Source organism: Azospirillum sp. (genome assembly GCF_050789165.1).
This window is the reverse complement of record NZ_JBOZRT010000154.1, coordinates 12,112-30,345: the sequence shown is the minus strand read 5'-3', so window position 1 is coordinate 30,345 and position 18,234 is coordinate 12,112. Positions and strand designations below refer to the sequence as shown.

Here is an 18,234-nt window from a genome sequence, read left to right as displayed (position 1 = left end):
GGGATGATAGCGCCGGCCACCCGGTTGGCGCACCTCATGCAGATGGTTGACGGGATTTCTCCGATGGGCATCGTCATATCGGGGATCCGCGAACGGAAACCGATGGAGATGGCCATGGCCGAACCCCCGACGTCGATACGCCGCCTTGCCGCCCTGCTGGTCCTGGCCATGGCGGCCGCTCCCGTCGTCGGCCCGGCCGCGGCACGGGCCCAAAGCCCGCAGACCAGCCCGCCGGCGGCGCAGACCGGCGCCTCCGCGCCGGTCGCCCGGTTGAACCAGGCGCTGCTGGACCTCATGCGCAGCGGCGCGCGCGAACCGTCGCGCGCCCGGCTCCAGCGCTTCATGCCCGTGATGCGGGAAGCCTTCGACTTGGAAGCGGCGCTGCGCGTCGCCGCCGCCCCCTATTTCGACCGCGCGAACGAAGCCGAAAAGCGGCAGGCGCTCGACGCGTTCTCCCGGCGCAGCGCGGCGCAGTACGTGGAGCGCTTCGACTCCTACGAGGGGCAGAGCATCGACATCATCGGGCAGCGGGACGGACCGCGCGGAACCACGCTGGTGGACACCCACGTGAAGAAGCCGGGGAAGGAGCCGGTGCGCCTGACCTACGTGCTGCGGCCGCAGGGACAGACCTGGAAGATCCTCGATGTGCTCGCCAAGGGCACCATCAGCCAGGTCGCCACGCAGCGCTCGGAATTCCAGACGATCCTGCGCAACGGCGGGCTGGCGGGGCTGACGAACGACCTCAACGCCGCCGCCGACCGGCTGCTCGGCGGGGCGTGAGGGCATGGGCCTGTCGCTCGTCACCGGCGGCAGCGGGTTCATCGGCGGCCACCTCGTCGCGGCGCTGGCGGAGCGCGGCGAGCGGGTGCGCATCCTCGATATCGTCCCCCCCGGGCCCCCGCCCGAGGGCCCGCCGCCCGGCGTGACGGTCGTGCGCGGCTCGGTCCTCGACCGCGACGCGGTGGAGCGGGCGTTCGAGGGCGTCGACCGGGTGTTCCACCTCGCCGCCGTGGCGCAGCTCTGGCACCGTGACCGGTCGATGTTCGAGCGCGTCAACCACCGCGGCACGCAGACCGTGCTGGAGGCCGCCGCGCGGGCCGGCGTGCGCCGGTTCGTCCACTGCTCGACAGAGAGCGTGCTGATCGCCGGGCGCGGTGGGCGGCCGGTGGACGAACGGTCCGATCCGGGCCTGGAGGGCATGGCCGGTCCCTACTGCCGCTCGAAATACCTCGCGGAACGGGACGCGCTGGCCGCCGCCGCCGCGGGCCTGCCGCTCGTGGTGGTCAACCCGACGGCCCCCATCGGGCCGGGCGACCGCGGGCCGACGCCGCCGACCGCCATGCTGCGCCTCTTCCTGCGCGGCGGGCCGCGGCTGATCCTGGACTGCACGCTCAACCTCGTGCACGTCCGCGATGTTGCCGACGGCATGATCCTGGCGGCGGAGCGCGGGGCGGTGGGCGAGCGCTACATCCTCGGCGGGAGCGACGTGCGGCTGTCCGACCTCGCGGCCCGCCTCGACCGGCTGGCCGGGCGCCGCCCCCGGCGCCGATGGGCGGTCCCCGCCCCACTGGCCCTGGCCGCCGCGACCCTCGACGAATGGGTCAGCGACCACCTCTCCCATCGCCCTCCCCGGGCGCCGGTCACCGGCGTGCGTCTGGCGCTGGCCGCCGCCGGCGTGGACGGCGGCAAGGCGGCGCGCGACCTCGGCTACCGCCCACGCCCCCTGGACGACGCCCTGGAGGACGCCGTGGCGTGGCTGACGCGCGCGGACGGCGCCCGGATCAGATCGGCCGTGTCCTTTTGAGGACACCGGCGCGAAGGCCACCGGAAGCGTTGCCGCTTCATACGCACGCATGACATAAGACGTTCGCGCGATGCCGCCGATCCCGGCGGGCAATGGTTCCTGAACGAGCGCAGCCGGATGTTTGGTGACGTCTTTCCGTGAACGACGTCACATCGCCGCCCCGCGCCATTCATCACGCTCTTTGTCAAAGCACCCGTATTGTTTACTGCAGGTCGATGAAATGAAGAAGGTGGGGCGCAAACCCACGACGCTGATGGTCGGAGTGGCTCTGCTTCTGTCCTGTGCCTTCCTGGCGGCGTGCGCGCGGGGAGTGGACGACCGCGCGGACGTGCGGGCGGCGCTCGACCAGTACCGGCTCGACGTCGACGCGCTGCGGCCGCGCGGCGCACCACGCCCCGACCAGGAGGCCGGCCACGCGCTCTTCGGAAACGCGTTGCGCCTTGTTTTGGAGACGTACGTCACGCCGTCCGATCCGCGCCGGCTGGTCGCCACGGCCGTCGAGGGGTACCGGGCGAAGCGGGATGGCGACCCCGACGCATCGACGCGGGTGCTGACCGAAGCGGCGATCGACAGCATGCTGGCCGCGCTCGATCCCTATTCGGCGTTCCTCAGCACGGAGCACGTGCGCGCACTGCGCGACGAGATCTATGGCGATCGCGCCAGCCTCGACGGCGAGGGCCCCTCGACGGCCGGCGCCATCCCCAAACGGTCCAGGCTCCGCCCCGTCACCCAGCGGCTGGCCGGCGACGTCGCCTACATCCGCATCCGGCAGTTCAACGAGCTGACCGGCGCGCAGGTGGCCGAGGCGCTGGAGAGCCTGCGCCGGCAGAGCCGGGGCCGGCTGGCGGCGGCGGTTCTCGATCTCCGGGACAATCCCGGCGGGCTCGTCGAACAGGCGGTGAAGGTTGCCGAGCAGTTCGTCGGCTCCGCGCAGATCGTGTCCACGCGCGGGCACGGCGTGGGGACCCGCCACTATTTCTCGGGCGCATCGGCGGACCTGCTGGCCGGGCTCCCGATGGCGGTGCTGATCAACGACCGCTCCGCCTCGGCGGCGGAAATCGTCGCCGGCGCCCTGCAGGACTACCAGCGTGCGGTCGTGTTCGGGACGCGCAGCTTCGGCAAGGGCTCCGTCCAGACGGTCTACTGGCTGCCCGGCGGCGAGGCCGTCCGCCTCACCACGGCGCGCTATTTCCGGCCGTCGGGCGCCGCGGTGGACTGCGTCGGCATCGCACCGAACGTCGAGGTCCGGCCCGCCCCGTCGGTCGCGGCGGGGGCCGCGGGCCGCGCCGGAGGCAGCCCGTACTTCGGCCGTCCGCCCTGCTCCATCGCCATCTCCCCGCCGTTGGAGACCATGCCGGCCGCCGCCCTCTGTCCCGAGGTCGCCGCCGACGCTCCGGACCGCCCTCTCGACTGCGCGCTTGTCGCGCTTCGCACGAGACGGCTGTCCGCCTCCGTGCAGACGCGCGCCGCAGCCGACTGATACCAAAGGCGCTTGATGGCTTCCATCAAGCGCCTTTGGTTCAAACCCGGCAGCTCAATGCAACGCATTGAGCGAGAGGGTCATACGGCCGGCCGATCATGGAAGCTTCCATGCGCCGGCCGTATGATACCCACGCGGCGGTGCGCCGGCACACCCTGCCGGAAACCAGGGCGTTACCGTAGCATCGGCCCCGGCCGCCGCCGGATACTTCCGCCATGCCGCCGCATGCGGCTCGATGGACGCGCAGGGCAGGCCTGCGGCACTCCCGACGCGGTGTCCTGTTCCTGCTCCTCCTCGGTACGGGAATGGTGCTGACCAAACAGGAGGTCGGTCGTGGCGGCGAGAGCGAGAATGGTCCTGCTGGCAATCCTGGTTCTCGCCGCCCACGCCCTCACTCCGGCGTGGGCCGCCGAGAAGCCGACCTACGAGAAACGCGACCGGACGATCTTCGACCTGCTCGACGATAACCACGACGGCGTAATCTCGATGCCCGAGTTCAAGAACAATCAGATGTTGATATTCTACCTTCTGGACCGCAACAAGGACATGGTCCTGACACGCAATGAGACGGTCCTGCCGCCGGACCTCTTCGACAAGATCGCCGGGCCGAAAGGCAAGATCAACACCATCGAGTTCATGGATGTCGTGGACGAGGCCTTCAAGAACGCGGACACGAACCACGACGGCAGCATAGACCACAACGAATTCAACGCGCTGATGCGGCGGGTCCGGCAATAGCCGCGAAACCGCGGCTCGCCTGGGACGTTCGTTTCTCTGCCGGTCCGGTCCGGATCGGCTCCCTCTGTGGAGGTGCCGGCACGATGACCGGGTACGTCCAGGACGCCGACGGCCTCGACCCGTTCGCCTACATCGCCGACGTGGTGAAGCGCTCCGGCTCGTCCTTCTCGCTCGGCATGCGCATCCTGCCAACCGAGCAGCGCCGGGCGATGTATTCCATCTACGCCTTCTGCCGCGAAGTGGACGACATCGCCGACGGGGACGAGACCGACGCGGTCAAGCGCGCGGACCTGCACGAATGGCGGATCGAGGTCGAGCGCCTGTACGCCGGGCACCCGACCCGCCCGACCAGCCGGGCGCTGATCGGGGCAGTGCGGCGCTTCGGCCTGCCGCGCGACGAGTTCCTGACGATCATCGACGGCATGGAGATGGACCTGGGCGACGGCCTGTACGCCCCGGACACGGCGACGCTGGCGCTGTACTGCCGCCGCGTCGCCGGGGCGGTGGGCATGCTGTCGCTGCGGGCCTTCGGGGCGGACGAGCCGGAGGCGCGCGACTTCGCCCGGGCTCTCGGCGAGGCGCTGCAGCTCACCAACATCCTGCGGGACATCGGCGAGGATGCCGAACGGGGCCGCCTCTACCTGCCGGGCGATCTGCTGCGCCGCCACGGCATCGACCCGGCCGCCGGCATCCCGGCGGTGCTCGCCCACCCCGCCCTCGACGCCGCCTGCCGTGCCCTGGCGGCCACGGCGCGCGCGCGCTTCAGGGAAGCGGACCACGCCCTGCTCCATTGCCGGCGCGCCCGGCTGCGCCCGGCCCTTCTGATGATGGGCATCTACGAAGCCATCCTCGACGCCCTGGAAAGGCGCGGCTGGCATGGTGCGGACGCGACGCTGACGCTGAGCAAGCCGCGCAAGCTGTGGGCGGCCCTCGCCCGGGGCCTGCTGCGGCCGGCCTGGCGACCGTCCAGGTGACCGGCGCCCATGGACGGACGGCCCTCGTTCCCGCGCACCCAGTCCCTGGAGACCCGGTCGAGCCCCCTCGACCGGCTGGTCGACCGGACGGCGGCGGCGTTGAAGGCGTTGCAACAGGACGACGGCCACTGGGTGTTCGAGCTGGAAGCCGACACCACCATTCCGGCCGAATACATCCTGACCCGCCACTTCCTCGGCGCTCCCCCCGACACCGGGCTGGAGGCCCACGTCGGCCGCTACCTGCGGGCCAGGCAGCGCCGCGACGGCGGCTGGCCGCTGTTCCACGGCGGTGACGCCAACATCAGCGCCTCGGTCAAGGCCTACTTCGCCCTCAAGATGATCGGCGACGACCCGGAGGCGGAGCACATGCGCCGCGCGCGCACGGCCATCCTCGCCGCCGGCGGAGCCGCCCGCAGCAACGTCTTCACCCGCATCCTCCTGGCGCTGTACGGGGAGGTGCCCTGGCGCGCGGTGCCGGTGATGCCGGTGGAGCTGATGCTCGCGCCGCGCTGGTTCCCGGTGCATCTCTCGAAGATCGCCTACTGGTCGCGCGTCGTGGTCGTGCCGCTCCTCATCCTCCAGGCGCTGAAGCCGCGGGCGCGCAACAGGCGGGACGTCCACATCGGCGAGCTGTTCGTCACGCCGCCCGACCGGGAACGCCGCTACAACGTCAACCCCACCGGGTCGGCCCTCGGCACGGCGTTCCTGGTGCTCGACCATGCGCTGCGCGCGGCCGAGCCGCTGATCCCGCGGGCCCTGCGCCGGCGCGCACTCCGTACGGCGGAGGCCTTCCTGCTGGAGCGCCTGAACGGCGAGGACGGGCTGGGCGCGATCTTCCCGGCCATGGTCAACGCGGTGCTCGCCCTCGACGCCCTGGGCTACCCGCAGGACCATCCCCACGCCGTCGCCGCGCGCCGCGCCATCGACCGGCTGCTGGTCGGCTACGGCGACCGCGCCTACTGCCAACCCTGCGTGTCGCCGGTGTGGGACACCGCGCTGACGGCGCACGCGCTTCTGGAGGCCGGGGAGCCGCCGGACGGCCCGGCGCTGCGGCCGGCGCTGGACTGGCTGCGCGACCGGCAGATCCTGGACCGCACCGGCGACTGGGCGGAGGGACGGGCCGGCGGCGCGCCGCGGCCGGGGGGCTGGGCGTTCCAGTACCGCAACGACCTCTACCCGGACGTCGACGACACCGCCGTGGTCGCCATGGCGCTGCACCGCGCCGATCCCCGGCGGTACGCCGACGCGGTCGCGCGGGCGGCCGAATGGGTCCTGGGCATGCAGAGCCGGAACGGCGGATGGGGCGCCTACGATGCGGACAACACGCGCCACTACCTGAACCACATTCCCTTCGCCGACCACGGCGCGCTGCTCGACCCGCCGACCGCGGACGTGACCGCCCGCTGCCTGGGCTTCCTGGCGCAGATCGGCCTGGGCCGGGACCATCCGGCCGTGGCCGGCGCGGTCGGCTTCCTGCTGCGCGAACAGGAGGCCGACGGGTCCTGGTACGGCCGCTGGGGCACCAACTACGTCTACGGCACGTGGTCGGTGCTGTGCGCGCTCACCGCCGCCGGCGAGGACGCCGGGTCGCCGGCGGTGCGGCGTGCGGTGAGATTCCTCGAATCCCGCCAGCGGCCGGACGGCGGCTGGGGCGAGGACTGCGCCACCTACTGGCGCGAGCGCAAGGCCGAGGCGAAGGCCAGCACGCCGTCGCAGACGGCCTGGGCGCTGCTCGGCCTGATGGCGGCCGGCGCCGTCGACAGCGACGCCGTGCGCCGCGGCATCGACTACCTGGAACGGGCGCCGCGGGCGGGAGCCCGCTGGGCCGAGGACCTGTACACCGGGGTGGGCTTTCCGCGCGTCTTCTACCTGCGCTACCATGGGTACGCGGCCTACTTCCCCCTGTGGGCCCTGGCGCGCTACCGCGCGCTCCAGCGTCGCAACAGCCGGCGTGTCGGCCATGGCCTATGATCGACCGGGCGTGTGAGCCTTGACCCGCCTGGGGATCCTCACCGGGGTCCGGGCCGAGGCCCGGGTCCTGCGGGTGCTGTCCGGCACCGCCCCCCTGACCGCGTGCAGCGGTGCCGACGCGGACCGCGCGCACCGGCTCGCGGCGGAGATGGGGGCCCGCGGAGCGACCGCGCTGGTCAGCTTCGGGCTCGCCGGCGGCCTAACCCCAGGGCTGAAGGCGGGCACGCTGCTTCTCGCCTCGGGGGTTGTCCTGCCCGACGGGTCCGAGCGCCCCGTCAGCCCGGCGTGGCGCGCCGCCGTGCTGGCGCGCGCGCAGGCCGCGGGCCTGAGCCTGTCCGGCGGGCGCATCGCGGGCGTGCGGCGGATGGCGGCAACGCCGGCCGACAAGCGGGCGCTGGCCGAACGCAGCGGCTCGGCCGCGGTCGACATGGAAAGCGCGGCGGTGGCGCTGGCGGCACGGGAGGCGGGCCTGCCGTTCCTGGTGCTGCGGGCGGTCGCCGATCCCCCGGACGCCGGCGTTCCCCCGTGGGCCCTCGCCGGCGTGGGGGACGACGGCCGCCTCCGCCCGTTCCGCATCGCCGCCGGCCTGCTGCGCGATCCCCGGAGCCTGCCCGCCGCGCTGCGCCTCGCGCGCGACGGGCAGGCCGGCCTGTCGGCGTTGCGGGGCGCGCTGGCCCGCCTCGGTTCCCTCGATCCGCCGTGAGGCGCGGGCCGCTCACGGCTGCGCGGCGGTCATCATCCGGCCCGTGCGGATGGTGGCGAGGGCGCATTCGAGCGGCACGTCCAGCACCACGTCCGGCGTCGTCCCGGACGCCGCGCGCGCGATCTCCGGGCAGAGGTCGGCCATGGACCACCGCTGCGGCGGGGGCGGGGCGGTGGTCGGGTCGCACGCCGCGTGGTCGGGCAAGGCGGTCACGGCCGGGGCCGGGTTCAACGGCCCCTTCATGTGCGGGGTGGGCATGATCTCGACGTTCGGGGAAATGCCGAAGCACTCCACCGAGGCGCCGGACGGCCGGAAATAGTGCGCCGTGGTCAGCCGGATGCCCTCGCCGGTCGGCAGCCAGAAGACCGTCTGGACCGTCCCCTTGCCGTAGCTGCGCGTCCCGAGCAGCAGGGCGCGCCGGTAGTCCTGCAGCGCGCCGGCGACGATTTCCGAGGACGAGGAAGAGAAGCCGTTGATCAGCACCACCAGCGGCGCCCCGTGCAGCACGTCGTTGGAATCGCCGGCCCGGTAGCGCTGCGTCGCTGCGGCGCGGCCGCGCGTCGAGACGATCTCCGCCGGTCCCAGGAAGCGCCCGGCGACCTTTATGCCCTGTTCGAGCAGGCCGCCGGGATTGTTCCGCAGGTCCAGCACGGCGCCCGCCAGCCGGCCGCCGGCCTGGAGGCGCATCGTCTCGATGGCCTCGCTCAGGCTTTGGGCGGTCTGCTCGTTGAAATAGGCGATGCTGACGTAGGCGATGTCGCCGTCCAGCCGGTACAGGAGCGGACGGACCTTGAAGACGGTGCGTATCATGCTGATGCGCACCGGGGACTTGCCGTCGGGCCGGAGCACCTGGAGATCGACCGCGCGGCCCGCCGGCCCGCGTATGCGGGCCGCCACGTCGTTCAGGGTCAGCCCCCTGACCTGCTGGCCGTTGATGGTGACGATGAGGTCGCCGGAGCGCACGCCGGCGCGGGCCGCCGGCGAGTTCTTGTCGGAGCTGACGACGCGCAGGAGCCCGGTGCGGTCGTCCATCGCGACGTCCATGCCGAAGCCGGCGTACTCCCCGTGCATCTGCTCCCGCAGATTGTTCACGTGCTCGGTGTCGAGGAATCCGGAATAGGGGTCGAGCCCCGACAGCATGCCGTCGATCGCCGCCTCGGTGAGCACATGGCGGCTGGCGTCGGGCTCGCTCTCCTTGCGCGCCCACATTCCCTCCAGCGCCCGATCGACCAGGAGGTGGGGGGCGGTGGGGTTCACGTACGCGCCGAGCACCAGGCGCATCGCCCCGGCGAAGAGCATGTAATCGGGGTCCGAGGGCGGAAGCACCGCGCCCGGATGCACCTTGACGAACTCGTATCGGTACCGGTCCAGGGCGGGCTGCAAGTCGGGGCGCGCGTCGATCGCCGTCGCGCACGCGGACGGGAGAAGGCCTGAAACCAACAGCATGAGCATGGCCATGCCCCTGGCTGATCGTATTCCCTTGTGGATCATGGCGCGCCTCCGCAAAGACCTGACCCCGCACCGGGGCCGCACGTGCCGTCGTCAATGACCGGGAGGCGGATTGACGATCACGTACGTGACGTTCCCGTCCACATAGCTGCGGTTGTACCAGGTGCCGCTACAGCCGTAGTAGTTCACGCCCGACGCCGCCACCACCGTCGGCGAGCAGGGGAGCGTGGTGATGTAGGTCGGCGTCGCCGCGGCGGCGCCGGCCATGAAGCCCACGGTCGCGCCGACCGCCGCCCCGGCGAAGGCGTAGCCCCAGTTGTCGTCGTCGTAATCGTAGCCGTAGCCATGCCCGTCCCAGTTGCCGGAGATGTTCTGCGCCGCCTGGGACCGGGCCTCGGTGCGCTCGGTCTGGCCCTGCTGGCGGACTTCCGTGCGTTCGGTCTGGCCCTGCTGCCGCTGCCCCTGGCGCTCGGTGCGTTCCTCCTGGCGCGACGAGCCGGAGCTCTCCCGGGCTTCGGTGCGGGACTGCCGTGTGTCGGCGCGCTGCCCGGACCGCTCGGTGGCCCCGGCCTGCCGGGTGGTCGTCTGGCGGGCGCCGGTCTGCGTGGACGCCGTGCGCTGCGCCGAGAGCTGGCCTCCGCCGGCCTGCCGGGCTCCGCCCGCCGGCCGCGGCGCCGAAAAGCTGCCGCCCGCCGCCGCACCGGAGCGGGAGAATCCGCCACCGCCGCCTCCACCGCCGCTCGGGCGCGAGAAGCCGCCGCCACCGCCTCCGCCGCGGCCACCGCCACCGCCTCCGCCGCCACGGCCGCGGCCGCCCTGGGCATAGGAATCCGCCACCGACGCGGCGACCAGGATGACGGAGGCGGTGATGGAAAGGACGATCCGTATCGATCGGGATGTCATTTCGGCGCTCCTTGCGTGTTGCCGGATGCACCGGATGTTCCGAGGCTCGTGTCCTCAGGCGCGGGCGCCTGCCCGGTCATGGACCGCGGAACCCGGATCAGGAAGGGGATGCGCTCGGCCCCGTCCGGCGGACGGAAGGCGAGCTGTGCGGGCGAGAAGCCGGGATTCAGGGTCCAGTCCGACAGGTCGGCGCGGAATTGCGGCTCCCCCTCGTCGTTCTTGTAGGTGATCGTGATCCGCTGCGGCAGGGGCGGGTCGCCGGCCGTGATCCAGATCTGGAAGTCGATGTCCTCGGTCTGGCCGGCGAGATGGTCCGTGGGAACCGCGGTCAGCGTGTCGCGCTCCACGTAGTCGAGGGCCTGCAGCCGTTCCTCCAGCTCCGCCGGCAGCGTGCTGACCAGCATCAACGCCAGCGGCACCTTGACCTGCAGGTCCTGGACCAGATGGCGCACCGCGTCGTCCACGCTGCCCGTCTGCTCGACCTGGGCGTAGGCGTTGTCCGCGGGGTTGAACACGGTGATCGCCTTGCCGTCGAAGGTCACGAGCGTGCGCTTGCCGTCGCTCTGCTGCGCGTCGACCATGAGGGCGCCGGGGCGCTGGAGTTTCACGGTGCGCCGCTCGCCGAACTCGATCTTCTCGCCGGTGTCCTGCACGACGTCGTAGTTGGCCCGGATGGTCACGCTGAACCCCGAAGCCTTCGCCAGGGTGTCGGCCATGCGCTTCAGGGTCTCCATCGCCGCGCCGTCGATGGGATTCTCGTCCGCTTCCGCCGGGGCCGCCGCCTGCGGAGGGCCGCCGGCCGGCGGCGCGTCGGCGGCCATCGCGGGCGCGATCAGCAGGGAAACGCACAGTGCCGGCCATGCCAGCCGCATCAGGCTCGTCATCGATACCCCCTTCTGACTCGGAATGGACGTCGGGCCGTTCCGACCGTCCTCAGGCGGCGGTCAGGAACTCGCCCTTCGGCCTCCCTTCTGCGGAAGCCTGGCGATCGCCCCCGCGATTTCGTGGCTCAGCACCGCCAGGTTGTCGTTCATGGCCGCCACCAGCGCCGGATAGCCCTGGTCCCGCACGCGGCTGGACAGGCGGGTCTCGTCCCGCACCAGCACCTTCCGGGTGGCGCCGTCGGTGATCGTCCAATGCGCGTCGAGCACGCTCTGCCCGGACGCGACCCGCTCGAAACGGTCGACCTCGACGTGCACCTCGTAGTCGGCCCGGTCACCGTTCCGGGACGGCATGACGTGGACGCGGTCGTTGGTCAGCAGGGTCGACAGGTTCTCGGCCAGAACGCGGGTGACGTTGGTCGGCAGCCGCTCGGCCCAGCGGTCGTCGCGGTTCGCCTGCAGCTCGTTGGCGCTGGTGTAGGTCACGATCTCCGAACGGTCGAGATACTCGGGCAGGCTGACGAGCTGGACGCCGATCGACCGGCCGCCACCGCGCTTGACCGGGGCGTTCGCCTCCATGGGCGCCAGCACGTAGAGACGCGGGTCCGCGCCGCCGCATCCCGCCACGGCGGCCGTGGCCAGGAGGCTCGACAGAAACCATCGGCGCGGGAACCCACGTGTTGGCATGAAGGTCACCGTCCGGTTATCAGGATGTTCGGGCTGCGGTCGAGCTGGTCGGCGAACGAGCGCAGCGACCTCGACGCGACGGACAGGTTGCCGAGCGTCTGCTCCAGGTTGTTGCGCAGGGGCGAGCGCGGGTCCAACGCCGCATCGACCGTCCGCAGCGTGGTGTCCGCCTGCCGGAGCGCCTTCTCCGCCGCCGCCGCCGCCGCGGTCACGCGGGCGCTGAGCGGCTTCACCTCGCCATCGACCTTGGCGAGGACGCCGCGCAGGTCGGCGACGGCCCCCTGCAGGTCCCCCCGCAGCGCCGCGACGGTTTCCCTGGTCTCCTTGGCGGTGCCGCCGATATCCCCCATCAGCGGCTGCGACTGCGCGTTCACCGTCGCCATGAGGGATTCGAACTGCTGCAGGCCGCCGGCGAGCGCGACCAGCGCGTTCTGCCATTCGGGCTCGGCGAGCAGGGCGTCCGCGCGGGACAGGACCTGCCCCAGGGACGCGGCGATCTGGTCGAGCGGCAGGTTGGCCAGCGCCGATTTCAGCGTCTCCAGGTCCGACTGGACCGACGGGATCTCGAGCACCGACGGCGGCAGCCCGCCGACCCGCGTGGCCGGCGTGTCCGGGTAGTAGTTCAGCTCGATCGCCAGCTGGCCGGTCACGAGGCTCTGCGACACCAGCTTGGCCCGCAGCCCCTGCTCGATCAGGCGCGGATACTCGTCCGGGCGAAGCATCCGGTCGCTCCACTGGACTGAGCCGGGAATGAACTCGAACACCACCGGCATGCGGGCGGCCAGGGTCTGGTTGTCCACCTCGATGCGGATCGACTTCACCTCGCCCACCCGCACCCCGCGGTAGGTGACCGGCGCGCCCACGTCCAGGCCGGCCACCGAGCCCTGGAAGTAGGTGCCGGCGCGCGGGCGCGAGGCCAGGAGGTTGCCGCCGCCGAACAGGGCGACCGCCGTGACCAGCAGCGCCACCGCGCCGACGACGAACCCTCCGACGACCTTGGGATTGGCTTTTGCCGCCATGCGATGTCTCCTTCCCCTGCCGGCGCCGTCACGCGTGCGCCGGCTCGCCGCGGCGCAGGAACTCCCGGACCTTCGGGCTTTCCGCCGCGTCGAGCAGGACCCGCGGGTCGCCGTGCGCGATGGCCGTCCGGCTTTCCGCGTCGAGGAACACGGCGTTGTCGGCGATCGCGAAGATGCTGGCGAGCTCGTGGGTGACGATCACCACCGTGCTGCCGAGATTGTCCCGCAACTCCAGGATCAGGTCGTCCAAGCGGTGCGAACTCAGCGGGTCGAGGCCGGCGGACGGCTCGTCCAGGAACAGGATGTCGGGGTCGAGCGCCATGGCGCGCGCCAGCCCGGCGCGCTTGCGCATGCCGCCGCTGATCTCGGACGGGTAGTACTCCTCGAACCCCCGCAGCCCGACCAGCGCCAGCTTCAGCGACACCACCTCCGCCACCTCGCGCGCGTCGAGCGCGGTGTAGAGCCCGAGCGGCAGGGCAACGTTCTCGGCGAGCGTCATGGAGCTCCACAGGGCGCCGCTCTGGAACAGCACGCCGAAGCGCCGGCTGATCGCCATCTGCCGGTCGGTGTCCCCGCCCCAGAAGCTCTCCCCGTCGTACAGGACGTCGCCGCGCGCGGGCCGGATCAGCCCGACCATGTGCTTGAGCATCGTGCTCTTGCCGCAGCCGCTGTCGCCCATGATGACGAAGATCTCGCCACGGCCCACGCTGAAGCTGACGTCCCGCTGCACGACGTAGGTGCCGAACGCCATGTCGAGGTTCCGGACGACGATCCTGGGGGTTTCCGTTTCCACGCGCCCCTCCCCTACAGGCCGACGATGTTGAGGAGGACGGCCAGCACGGCGTCGCTGATGATGATGTAGACGAGCGACGTGACCACCGCCGACGTGGCGGCGTTGCCGACCGCCGCCGCGCTGCGCCCCGACTGGATGCCGCACATGCAGCCGGCCACGGCGACCAGCGCGCCGAACAGCACGCTCTTGCCCCAGCCGATGAAGAAGTCGGTGAAGGCGAAGCTGGCGCGCGTCTGCTCCAGATAGACGGTGCCGGTCAGGTCGAGCATGCCGATGCCGACCAGGAATCCCCCGAGCATGCCGGCGAAGGCCGCGTAGAGATAGAGCAGCGGCATCATCAGCATCAGCGCCAGCATGCGCGGCAGCACCAGGAAATCGACCGGCGAGACCCCCAGCGTGATCAGCGCGTCGATCTCCTCGTTGGCCTGCATGGTGCCCAGCTGCGCGGCGAAGGCCGCCCCCGTGCGCCCCGCCAGCACGATGGCGGTCATGATGGCCGCCATCTCGCGCGTCATCGCCACGGTGACGAGGTTGGCCACGTAGACCTCCGCCCCGAAGGTGCGCAGCTGCACGGCGCCGACGAACGCGAGGATCAGCCCGACGAGCAGCGAGATCACCGACGCGATGAGCAGCGCCTCCGCCCCGCACTCCTGCACGATCAGCAGGAGGTCGGAGCCGCGGAACCGCGCCCGCCCGGTGAGGAGCCGGAGGAAGGACAGGGTCGCCTCTCCGAGGAAGGCGAGCGTGTCCTCGGCCCCCTTCCACGCGCGCAACGTGCCCTCGCCCACCACGTCGAGAACGGGCTTGCGGACGGCGGCGCGGCGCGTCCCCGTCTTCTCCGGGACCGCCAGGGCCAGATCCACCAGCCGCCGGACGCCGGACGGCAGGCCGTCCTTGTCGAAGGCGATCGTCCGCGCGCGGCACAGCGCCTCGAGGCCGGCCACGAACGACACCAGCGAGGAGTCCCACAGCCCCAGCCCGGCCGCCTGGACCGTCACCCGGGTGGGCGCCGGCTGGCCTGCCACGTGCCTGGCCGCCGTTTTGACGGACGGCATCCCGTGCCGCACGGTCCAGTCCCCGGCGCAATGGACCGCCAGCGTCCGACCGTCGAGCATTTCGAGCCGCATGAGCTCTGCCATAGCCGTTCCGCGCCCCTGTCCTCGAATGCGACGGGAGGCCCACAGGCCGCGCCGCGGCCTCAGCCTCCGCTCTTCTTCTGCGAGCCTTCCTTCACGCCGCGCTGGTAGGCCGTGTCCTCGCTCCGCTTGTGGTAGTCGTAGAGGAGGCCGCCGGCCAGGCCGGCCCCGGCGCCGATGGCCGCGCCCATGCCGGCGTTGCCGGCGATGGCGCCGATGAGGGCGCCGCCGGCGGCACCGCCGGCCGTGCCGGTGAGCGCGCGCTGCTGCGTCGGGTTCATGTCGCTGCAGGCGGCGAGCGGGACGGCGATGGCGGCGACGGCGATGAATTTCTTCGGGATCATGGCGCCCCCCTTACGGCTGGCGTTGAATGAGCGCGACCAGCCGGTCACGCGTGGCACGGAAAGCGCTGCGCCAGGAAGCGGAACATCCCTTCGACCGGAGGCGTGTCCAGCTGCTTGGAGTTCTGCTTCGCCCAGGCGACGAATTCCGCGATGATCTCGTTGCGGGGCGGCGTGGGGTTCGGGGCGCAGACGAGCGGCCGCTTCTTCTCGGCGGCCGTCACCACCTGATGGTACTGATAGGCCCCGACCGCGAAGCCCTGACAGAAATGCAGCGCGGCGACGCCGGTGGTGTCCGTCGGCCTGGCCTCGCACAGCCGCACCAGATCGCCGGTCGTGGCGACGCGGAAGTTGGATTCCGACGGGTCCGCCGATGTCTGCGCACCGAGGGCCGCGGCCCCCATGGCGACCGCGAACGCGGCGAGCGCGATGGTGAAACGAGCGTGCATGGTCCGCCTCCGGATGTGTCCTGCACCTTGCCCGACCCCGCCCCGCGCCGGCATCCCTGGGATGTCCGGCAGAACGGGGCGGGGTTTCGTCAGGTGCTGTTCGTGCTCGCCGAGCACCCGATGCACCGCGCGTCAGTAGCCGGCCTGACCGGCACCGGGCATGCGGTTCAAGGGCAGCCGCTTGCCCTGGGCGACGTCGACCGCGGTCCGCAGGTCGGCGGCCGCTTGGCGAACGCCGGTGCGGGCGGTGTCCATGCTCGACATCGTCGCGTCGACGTCGAAGACCGGCGGCGTGTAGCGGCGCACGGCCGCGGCGAGCAGCTTGGAGGTCTGGGCGTCGTAGATCTCGGTGGCGACGACGAGCGAACCGGTGAACCCGCCGCTGCCGCCGGGCGCCCCCTGGACCGCGTTGGACACGGCGCCGATCGGCAGGATCCGGGATCCCGAAGTCCCGCTCGAGCCTTCCTCGACGCTGACGATCTTCTGGACGATGCGCGCGGTGCCGGGGGTGGGACGCGTGGTCACCGCGTAGCTGTCCCCAAGGGCGCGGCGCGATTCGGCGGTCAGCATGGCCGCGAGCTCGTTGAGCTGCGAGTCCGACAGGCCGGCGAAGCTCGCCTCGGGCCCGCGATAGATCGAGGCCGGCTCGATGATGAAGCGCGAGTACTGCTTGAAGTCGACGTTCTGGACCTTGTAGAGCCAAGCCCCCGGCCGGTCGGGATCCTGGCGCATGGCGGAAACCGACGCCATGTCCGCGGGTCGCTGCGTCATCTCCGCAGTTGTGCACCCAGCCAAGCCGGCAACGGTTAGAACTCCGATCAGAGCACCAAAGCAATGGGTCGAGGGTTTCATGGCCTTATCCTTCAAGTGGAAGGTTGTTCCGCGGCCCATTGAGCCCCACGACGTAAGCGTTGCAAAAGTAGCATTCACCAGGACGGCCCCATGCTACGGTAACGTTGCAAAACCTCCTGACGGCGGCAGATGATGCTCCCGGCGCACTGATCAGCGCCCGTCGGACGATGCCCATTGGGGAGCGATGGCGAGGCCGGCCTTCTGCAACCCGTCGACGATCATGGCGATGGTGGACGGGTTGATGTTCCGGCGTTCGAACTCGGAGGCGGCCTTGCTGGCGAAATCGGGTTCGAGCCGCAGGATCTCGCCGACCTCGTAGGCGGCCTCGGCCGCGCGGCCGGTCTGACCGTAGATCATCGCCAGGACCACGTGCGCGTAGACCAGGGCCGGCTGATCGACCCGCTTGGCTTCCGCCAGCGCCTCGTCGTATCGGCCGTTCATGTAATGGTACAAGGCAAAGGTGATACGGTACCAGTCGGGATGGGCCGGATTGCGCGCGAAAGCCTCCCGGATCAACGGGATGCCCTTCTCCCATTCGCCGACCAGACTGTAGCTCCGCCCAAGGTCGGCGAGCACGTCGCTGTCGTTGGGATTGAGCGCGAGCGCCGTTTCATAGGCCGCGATGCTGCGGCCGGGCTCGTGGCGCAGCCAATGCGCCAGGGCGACCGCCTTGTGCGGAAGGGGGCTGTCGGGCGCCAGCGTGGCGGCGTGTTCCGCCAGCCGGAGGCCGGACGCGATGGGATCGGGCCGGGACTTCACCGGGTTGAAGCCCAGGCGGGCTTCGTCGATGTACGCGATGGCCAGCGCCGCCCAGGCGTCGGCGTACAGCGGATCGGTCTGGGTGGCGCGTTCCAGGCAGGTCCTCACCTGACCGTGGAGATCCGAGGTCGGCTGCCGCCAGTACCGCCGCGTCCGCAGCATGCATTCATAGGAGGACAGCGCGGTGGGGGACAGCGTGGCCGTGGCCCGCAACTCCTCCTTGTCGATCACGCCGTTCGACTGCGCCAGGGCTCCGGCGACCTGAACCGCGATGTCCTGGCGGACATCGATCATGTTGGAGGGGTTGAAGGTCCCGCGATACCCGTTCGACCAGACATAGCGCTGATCGTTCGCGTCGATGAGGGCGACGGTGATTTGTATCTGGTCGCCGACCTGGTTGACGCTGCCTTTCAGGACATAATCGATGTTCGTATCGACGCGCGCCCGGCGCAACGCCGTTTCGGACCCGAAGCGGAACGTCGTGCGCGCGCCGAAGACGAACACGTTCCGGAACCGGATCAGGGCACCGATGAGATCCTCGGTGAAGCCCTCGACGAACACGTCCTGCGCCGGATTTCCGGTGCCGTTCGTGAAGGGCAGCACCAGGAGCGCCGGCCCGCGCACGTTGGCCGCGAGCTTTTCCCCTTTGGCTGGGTGCGGCGCGGGCGCGGAGAACCACACGGCCGCGAGCAGCGACAGCAGGACGGCGCCCGCAACCGCGCCGGCGACGACCCTGTAGCGCTTGAGGGCCGCAACCGCCGCCGCGCGCAGCGACCGCGCCGGTGCGTTGCCGGGCATAAGGGTGCCGGCCGCGGCCGGCCGCATGGCGACGGCGCCCGTACCGACCGCAGCCGGCGGTTCCGGGTCCACGAACGCGTCGGGGCACTCAACCGGGTCCGCCTCCTGCTTCACGATGAACCGCGGTACGTAGCCGCCTTTCGGGATGGTGATCTGGATGGGGTCCAGGGCGCCTTCGGTCAGATAATACTGCTCCAGGCACCGCCGGATCCGGCCGGCCTGGATTCGCACCACCGGATCGATCAGAGGATCGAAGTTGGCGTCGCGGTCGAACACATCCATCGCGATGGTGAAGGCCTTGATCCGGTCGGCATGGCCGGCCTGCGTCTCGTCGACGACGAACTTCAGGAACCGGCGCTTCCTGGTGGAGCCACGGAATCCCCTGCTGGCCAGAACACGCTCCAGCGCATCCTCGATCAACTTCGGTGGGATCGATTCATCAGAAACGTTCGGCATGAACTCCCCCAACTTTCAGCGCCTTGACGGCTTGCCGGTGC

18 protein-coding genes are annotated in these 18,234 nt (G+C 71.2%); 7 read left to right on the top strand and 11 right to left on the bottom strand.

All coding sequences use genetic code 11. From position 1 onward, the window contains the following. Positions 1 to 114: 114 nt before the first annotated feature. The 7 genes from ACRWK7_RS31680 (at position 115) to ACRWK7_RS31650 (ending at position 7,670) form a co-directional block, all read left to right on the top strand. On the top strand, positions 115 to 780 hold the full coding sequence (locus ACRWK7_RS31680; protein WP_431861281.1) for an ABC transporter substrate-binding protein: 666 nt from the start codon (positions 115 to 117) through the stop codon (positions 778 to 780). A 4-nt stretch (positions 781 to 784) separates the two neighbouring features. After that, positions 785 to 1,804 carry an NAD-dependent epimerase/dehydratase family protein gene (locus ACRWK7_RS31675; protein ID WP_431861279.1) on the top strand — a complete coding sequence of 340 codons (1,020 nt, stop codon included), beginning with the start codon at positions 785 to 787 and terminating at the stop codon, positions 1,802 to 1,804. Positions 1,805 to 2,024: 220 nt separating this feature from the next. Further along, on the top strand, positions 2,025 to 3,284 hold the full coding sequence (locus tag ACRWK7_RS31670; protein WP_431861277.1) for a S41 family peptidase: 1,260 nt from the start codon (positions 2,025 to 2,027) through the stop codon (positions 3,282 to 3,284). Positions 3,285 to 3,635: 351 nt separating this feature from the next. Then, positions 3,636 to 4,022, top strand: coding sequence for an EF-hand domain-containing protein (locus tag ACRWK7_RS31665; RefSeq protein WP_431861275.1), 387 nt, complete (start codon positions 3,636 to 3,638; stop codon positions 4,020 to 4,022). 83 nt (positions 4,023 to 4,105) lie between these two features. Continuing rightward, positions 4,106 to 4,996, top strand: a complete 891-nt coding sequence (hpnD, locus tag ACRWK7_RS31660; RefSeq protein ID WP_431861273.1) for a presqualene diphosphate synthase HpnD — start codon at positions 4,106 to 4,108, stop codon at positions 4,994 to 4,996. A 9-nt stretch (positions 4,997 to 5,005) separates the two neighbouring features. Continuing rightward, positions 5,006 to 6,967: a squalene--hopene cyclase gene (shc, locus tag ACRWK7_RS31655; RefSeq protein ID WP_431861271.1), complete on the top strand. Its 1,962-nt coding sequence runs from the start codon at positions 5,006 to 5,008 to the stop codon at positions 6,965 to 6,967. A gap of 19 nt (positions 6,968 to 6,986) precedes the next feature. Then, positions 6,987 to 7,670, top strand: a complete 684-nt coding sequence (locus ACRWK7_RS31650; protein ID WP_431861269.1) for a nucleoside phosphorylase — start codon at positions 6,987 to 6,989, stop codon at positions 7,668 to 7,670. A gap of 12 nt (positions 7,671 to 7,682) precedes the next feature. Here ACRWK7_RS31650 and ACRWK7_RS31645 read toward each other — a convergent pair whose 3' ends face one another. The 11 genes from ACRWK7_RS31645 to ACRWK7_RS31595 form a co-directional block, all read right to left on the bottom strand. After that, positions 7,683 to 9,122 (bottom strand): S41 family peptidase, encoded by a 1,440-nt coding sequence (locus tag ACRWK7_RS31645; RefSeq protein WP_431861268.1) that lies wholly within the window; start codon positions 9,120 to 9,122, stop codon positions 7,683 to 7,685. A 90-nt stretch (positions 9,123 to 9,212) separates the two neighbouring features. Beyond that, positions 9,213 to 10,022 carry a hypothetical protein gene (locus ACRWK7_RS31640; protein ID WP_431861267.1) on the bottom strand — a complete coding sequence of 270 codons (810 nt, stop codon included), beginning with the start codon at positions 10,020 to 10,022 and terminating at the stop codon, positions 9,213 to 9,215. Further along, positions 10,019 to 10,906 carry a DUF2092 domain-containing protein gene (locus ACRWK7_RS31635; RefSeq protein ID WP_431861265.1) on the bottom strand — a complete coding sequence of 296 codons (888 nt, stop codon included), beginning with the start codon at positions 10,904 to 10,906 and terminating at the stop codon, positions 10,019 to 10,021. Before ACRWK7_RS31635 ends, ACRWK7_RS31640 begins: the two co-directional genes overlap by 4 nt. Positions 10,907 to 10,966: 60 nt before the next feature. Next, positions 10,967 to 11,590 (bottom strand): PqiC family protein, encoded by a 624-nt coding sequence (locus tag ACRWK7_RS31630; RefSeq protein WP_431861263.1) that lies wholly within the window; start codon positions 11,588 to 11,590, stop codon positions 10,967 to 10,969. Between the two features lie 5 nt (positions 11,591 to 11,595). Further along, a complete protein-coding gene (locus ACRWK7_RS31625; RefSeq protein WP_431861261.1) occupies positions 11,596 to 12,609 on the bottom strand; it encodes an MlaD family protein in 1,014 nt (337 codons plus the stop codon). Positions 12,610 to 12,637: 28 nt separating this feature from the next. Then, positions 12,638 to 13,402 carry an ABC transporter ATP-binding protein gene (locus ACRWK7_RS31620; protein ID WP_431861259.1) on the bottom strand — a complete coding sequence of 255 codons (765 nt, stop codon included), beginning with the start codon at positions 13,400 to 13,402 and terminating at the stop codon, positions 12,638 to 12,640. Between the two features lie 11 nt (positions 13,403 to 13,413). After that, a complete protein-coding gene (locus ACRWK7_RS31615; RefSeq protein WP_431861257.1) occupies positions 13,414 to 14,541 on the bottom strand; it encodes an MlaE family ABC transporter permease in 1,128 nt (375 codons plus the stop codon). A gap of 59 nt (positions 14,542 to 14,600) precedes the next feature. After that, positions 14,601 to 14,882: a glycine zipper family protein gene (locus ACRWK7_RS31610; RefSeq protein WP_431861255.1), complete on the bottom strand. Its 282-nt coding sequence runs from the start codon at positions 14,880 to 14,882 to the stop codon at positions 14,601 to 14,603. Positions 14,883 to 14,926: 44 nt separating this feature from the next. Then, positions 14,927 to 15,328, bottom strand: coding sequence for a Rap1a/Tai family immunity protein (locus tag ACRWK7_RS31605; RefSeq protein WP_431861253.1), 402 nt, complete (start codon positions 15,326 to 15,328; stop codon positions 14,927 to 14,929). A 132-nt stretch (positions 15,329 to 15,460) separates the two neighbouring features. Further along, a complete protein-coding gene (locus ACRWK7_RS31600) occupies positions 15,461 to 16,078 on the bottom strand; it encodes a DUF3313 domain-containing protein (RefSeq protein WP_431861251.1) in 618 nt (205 codons plus the stop codon). 252 nt (positions 16,079 to 16,330) lie between these two features. Further along, entirely contained in the window at positions 16,331 to 18,193 is a 1,863-nt protein-coding gene (locus ACRWK7_RS31595; protein WP_431861249.1) for a tetratricopeptide repeat protein, read from the bottom strand. Between the last annotated feature and the right edge of the window lie 41 nt (positions 18,194 to 18,234).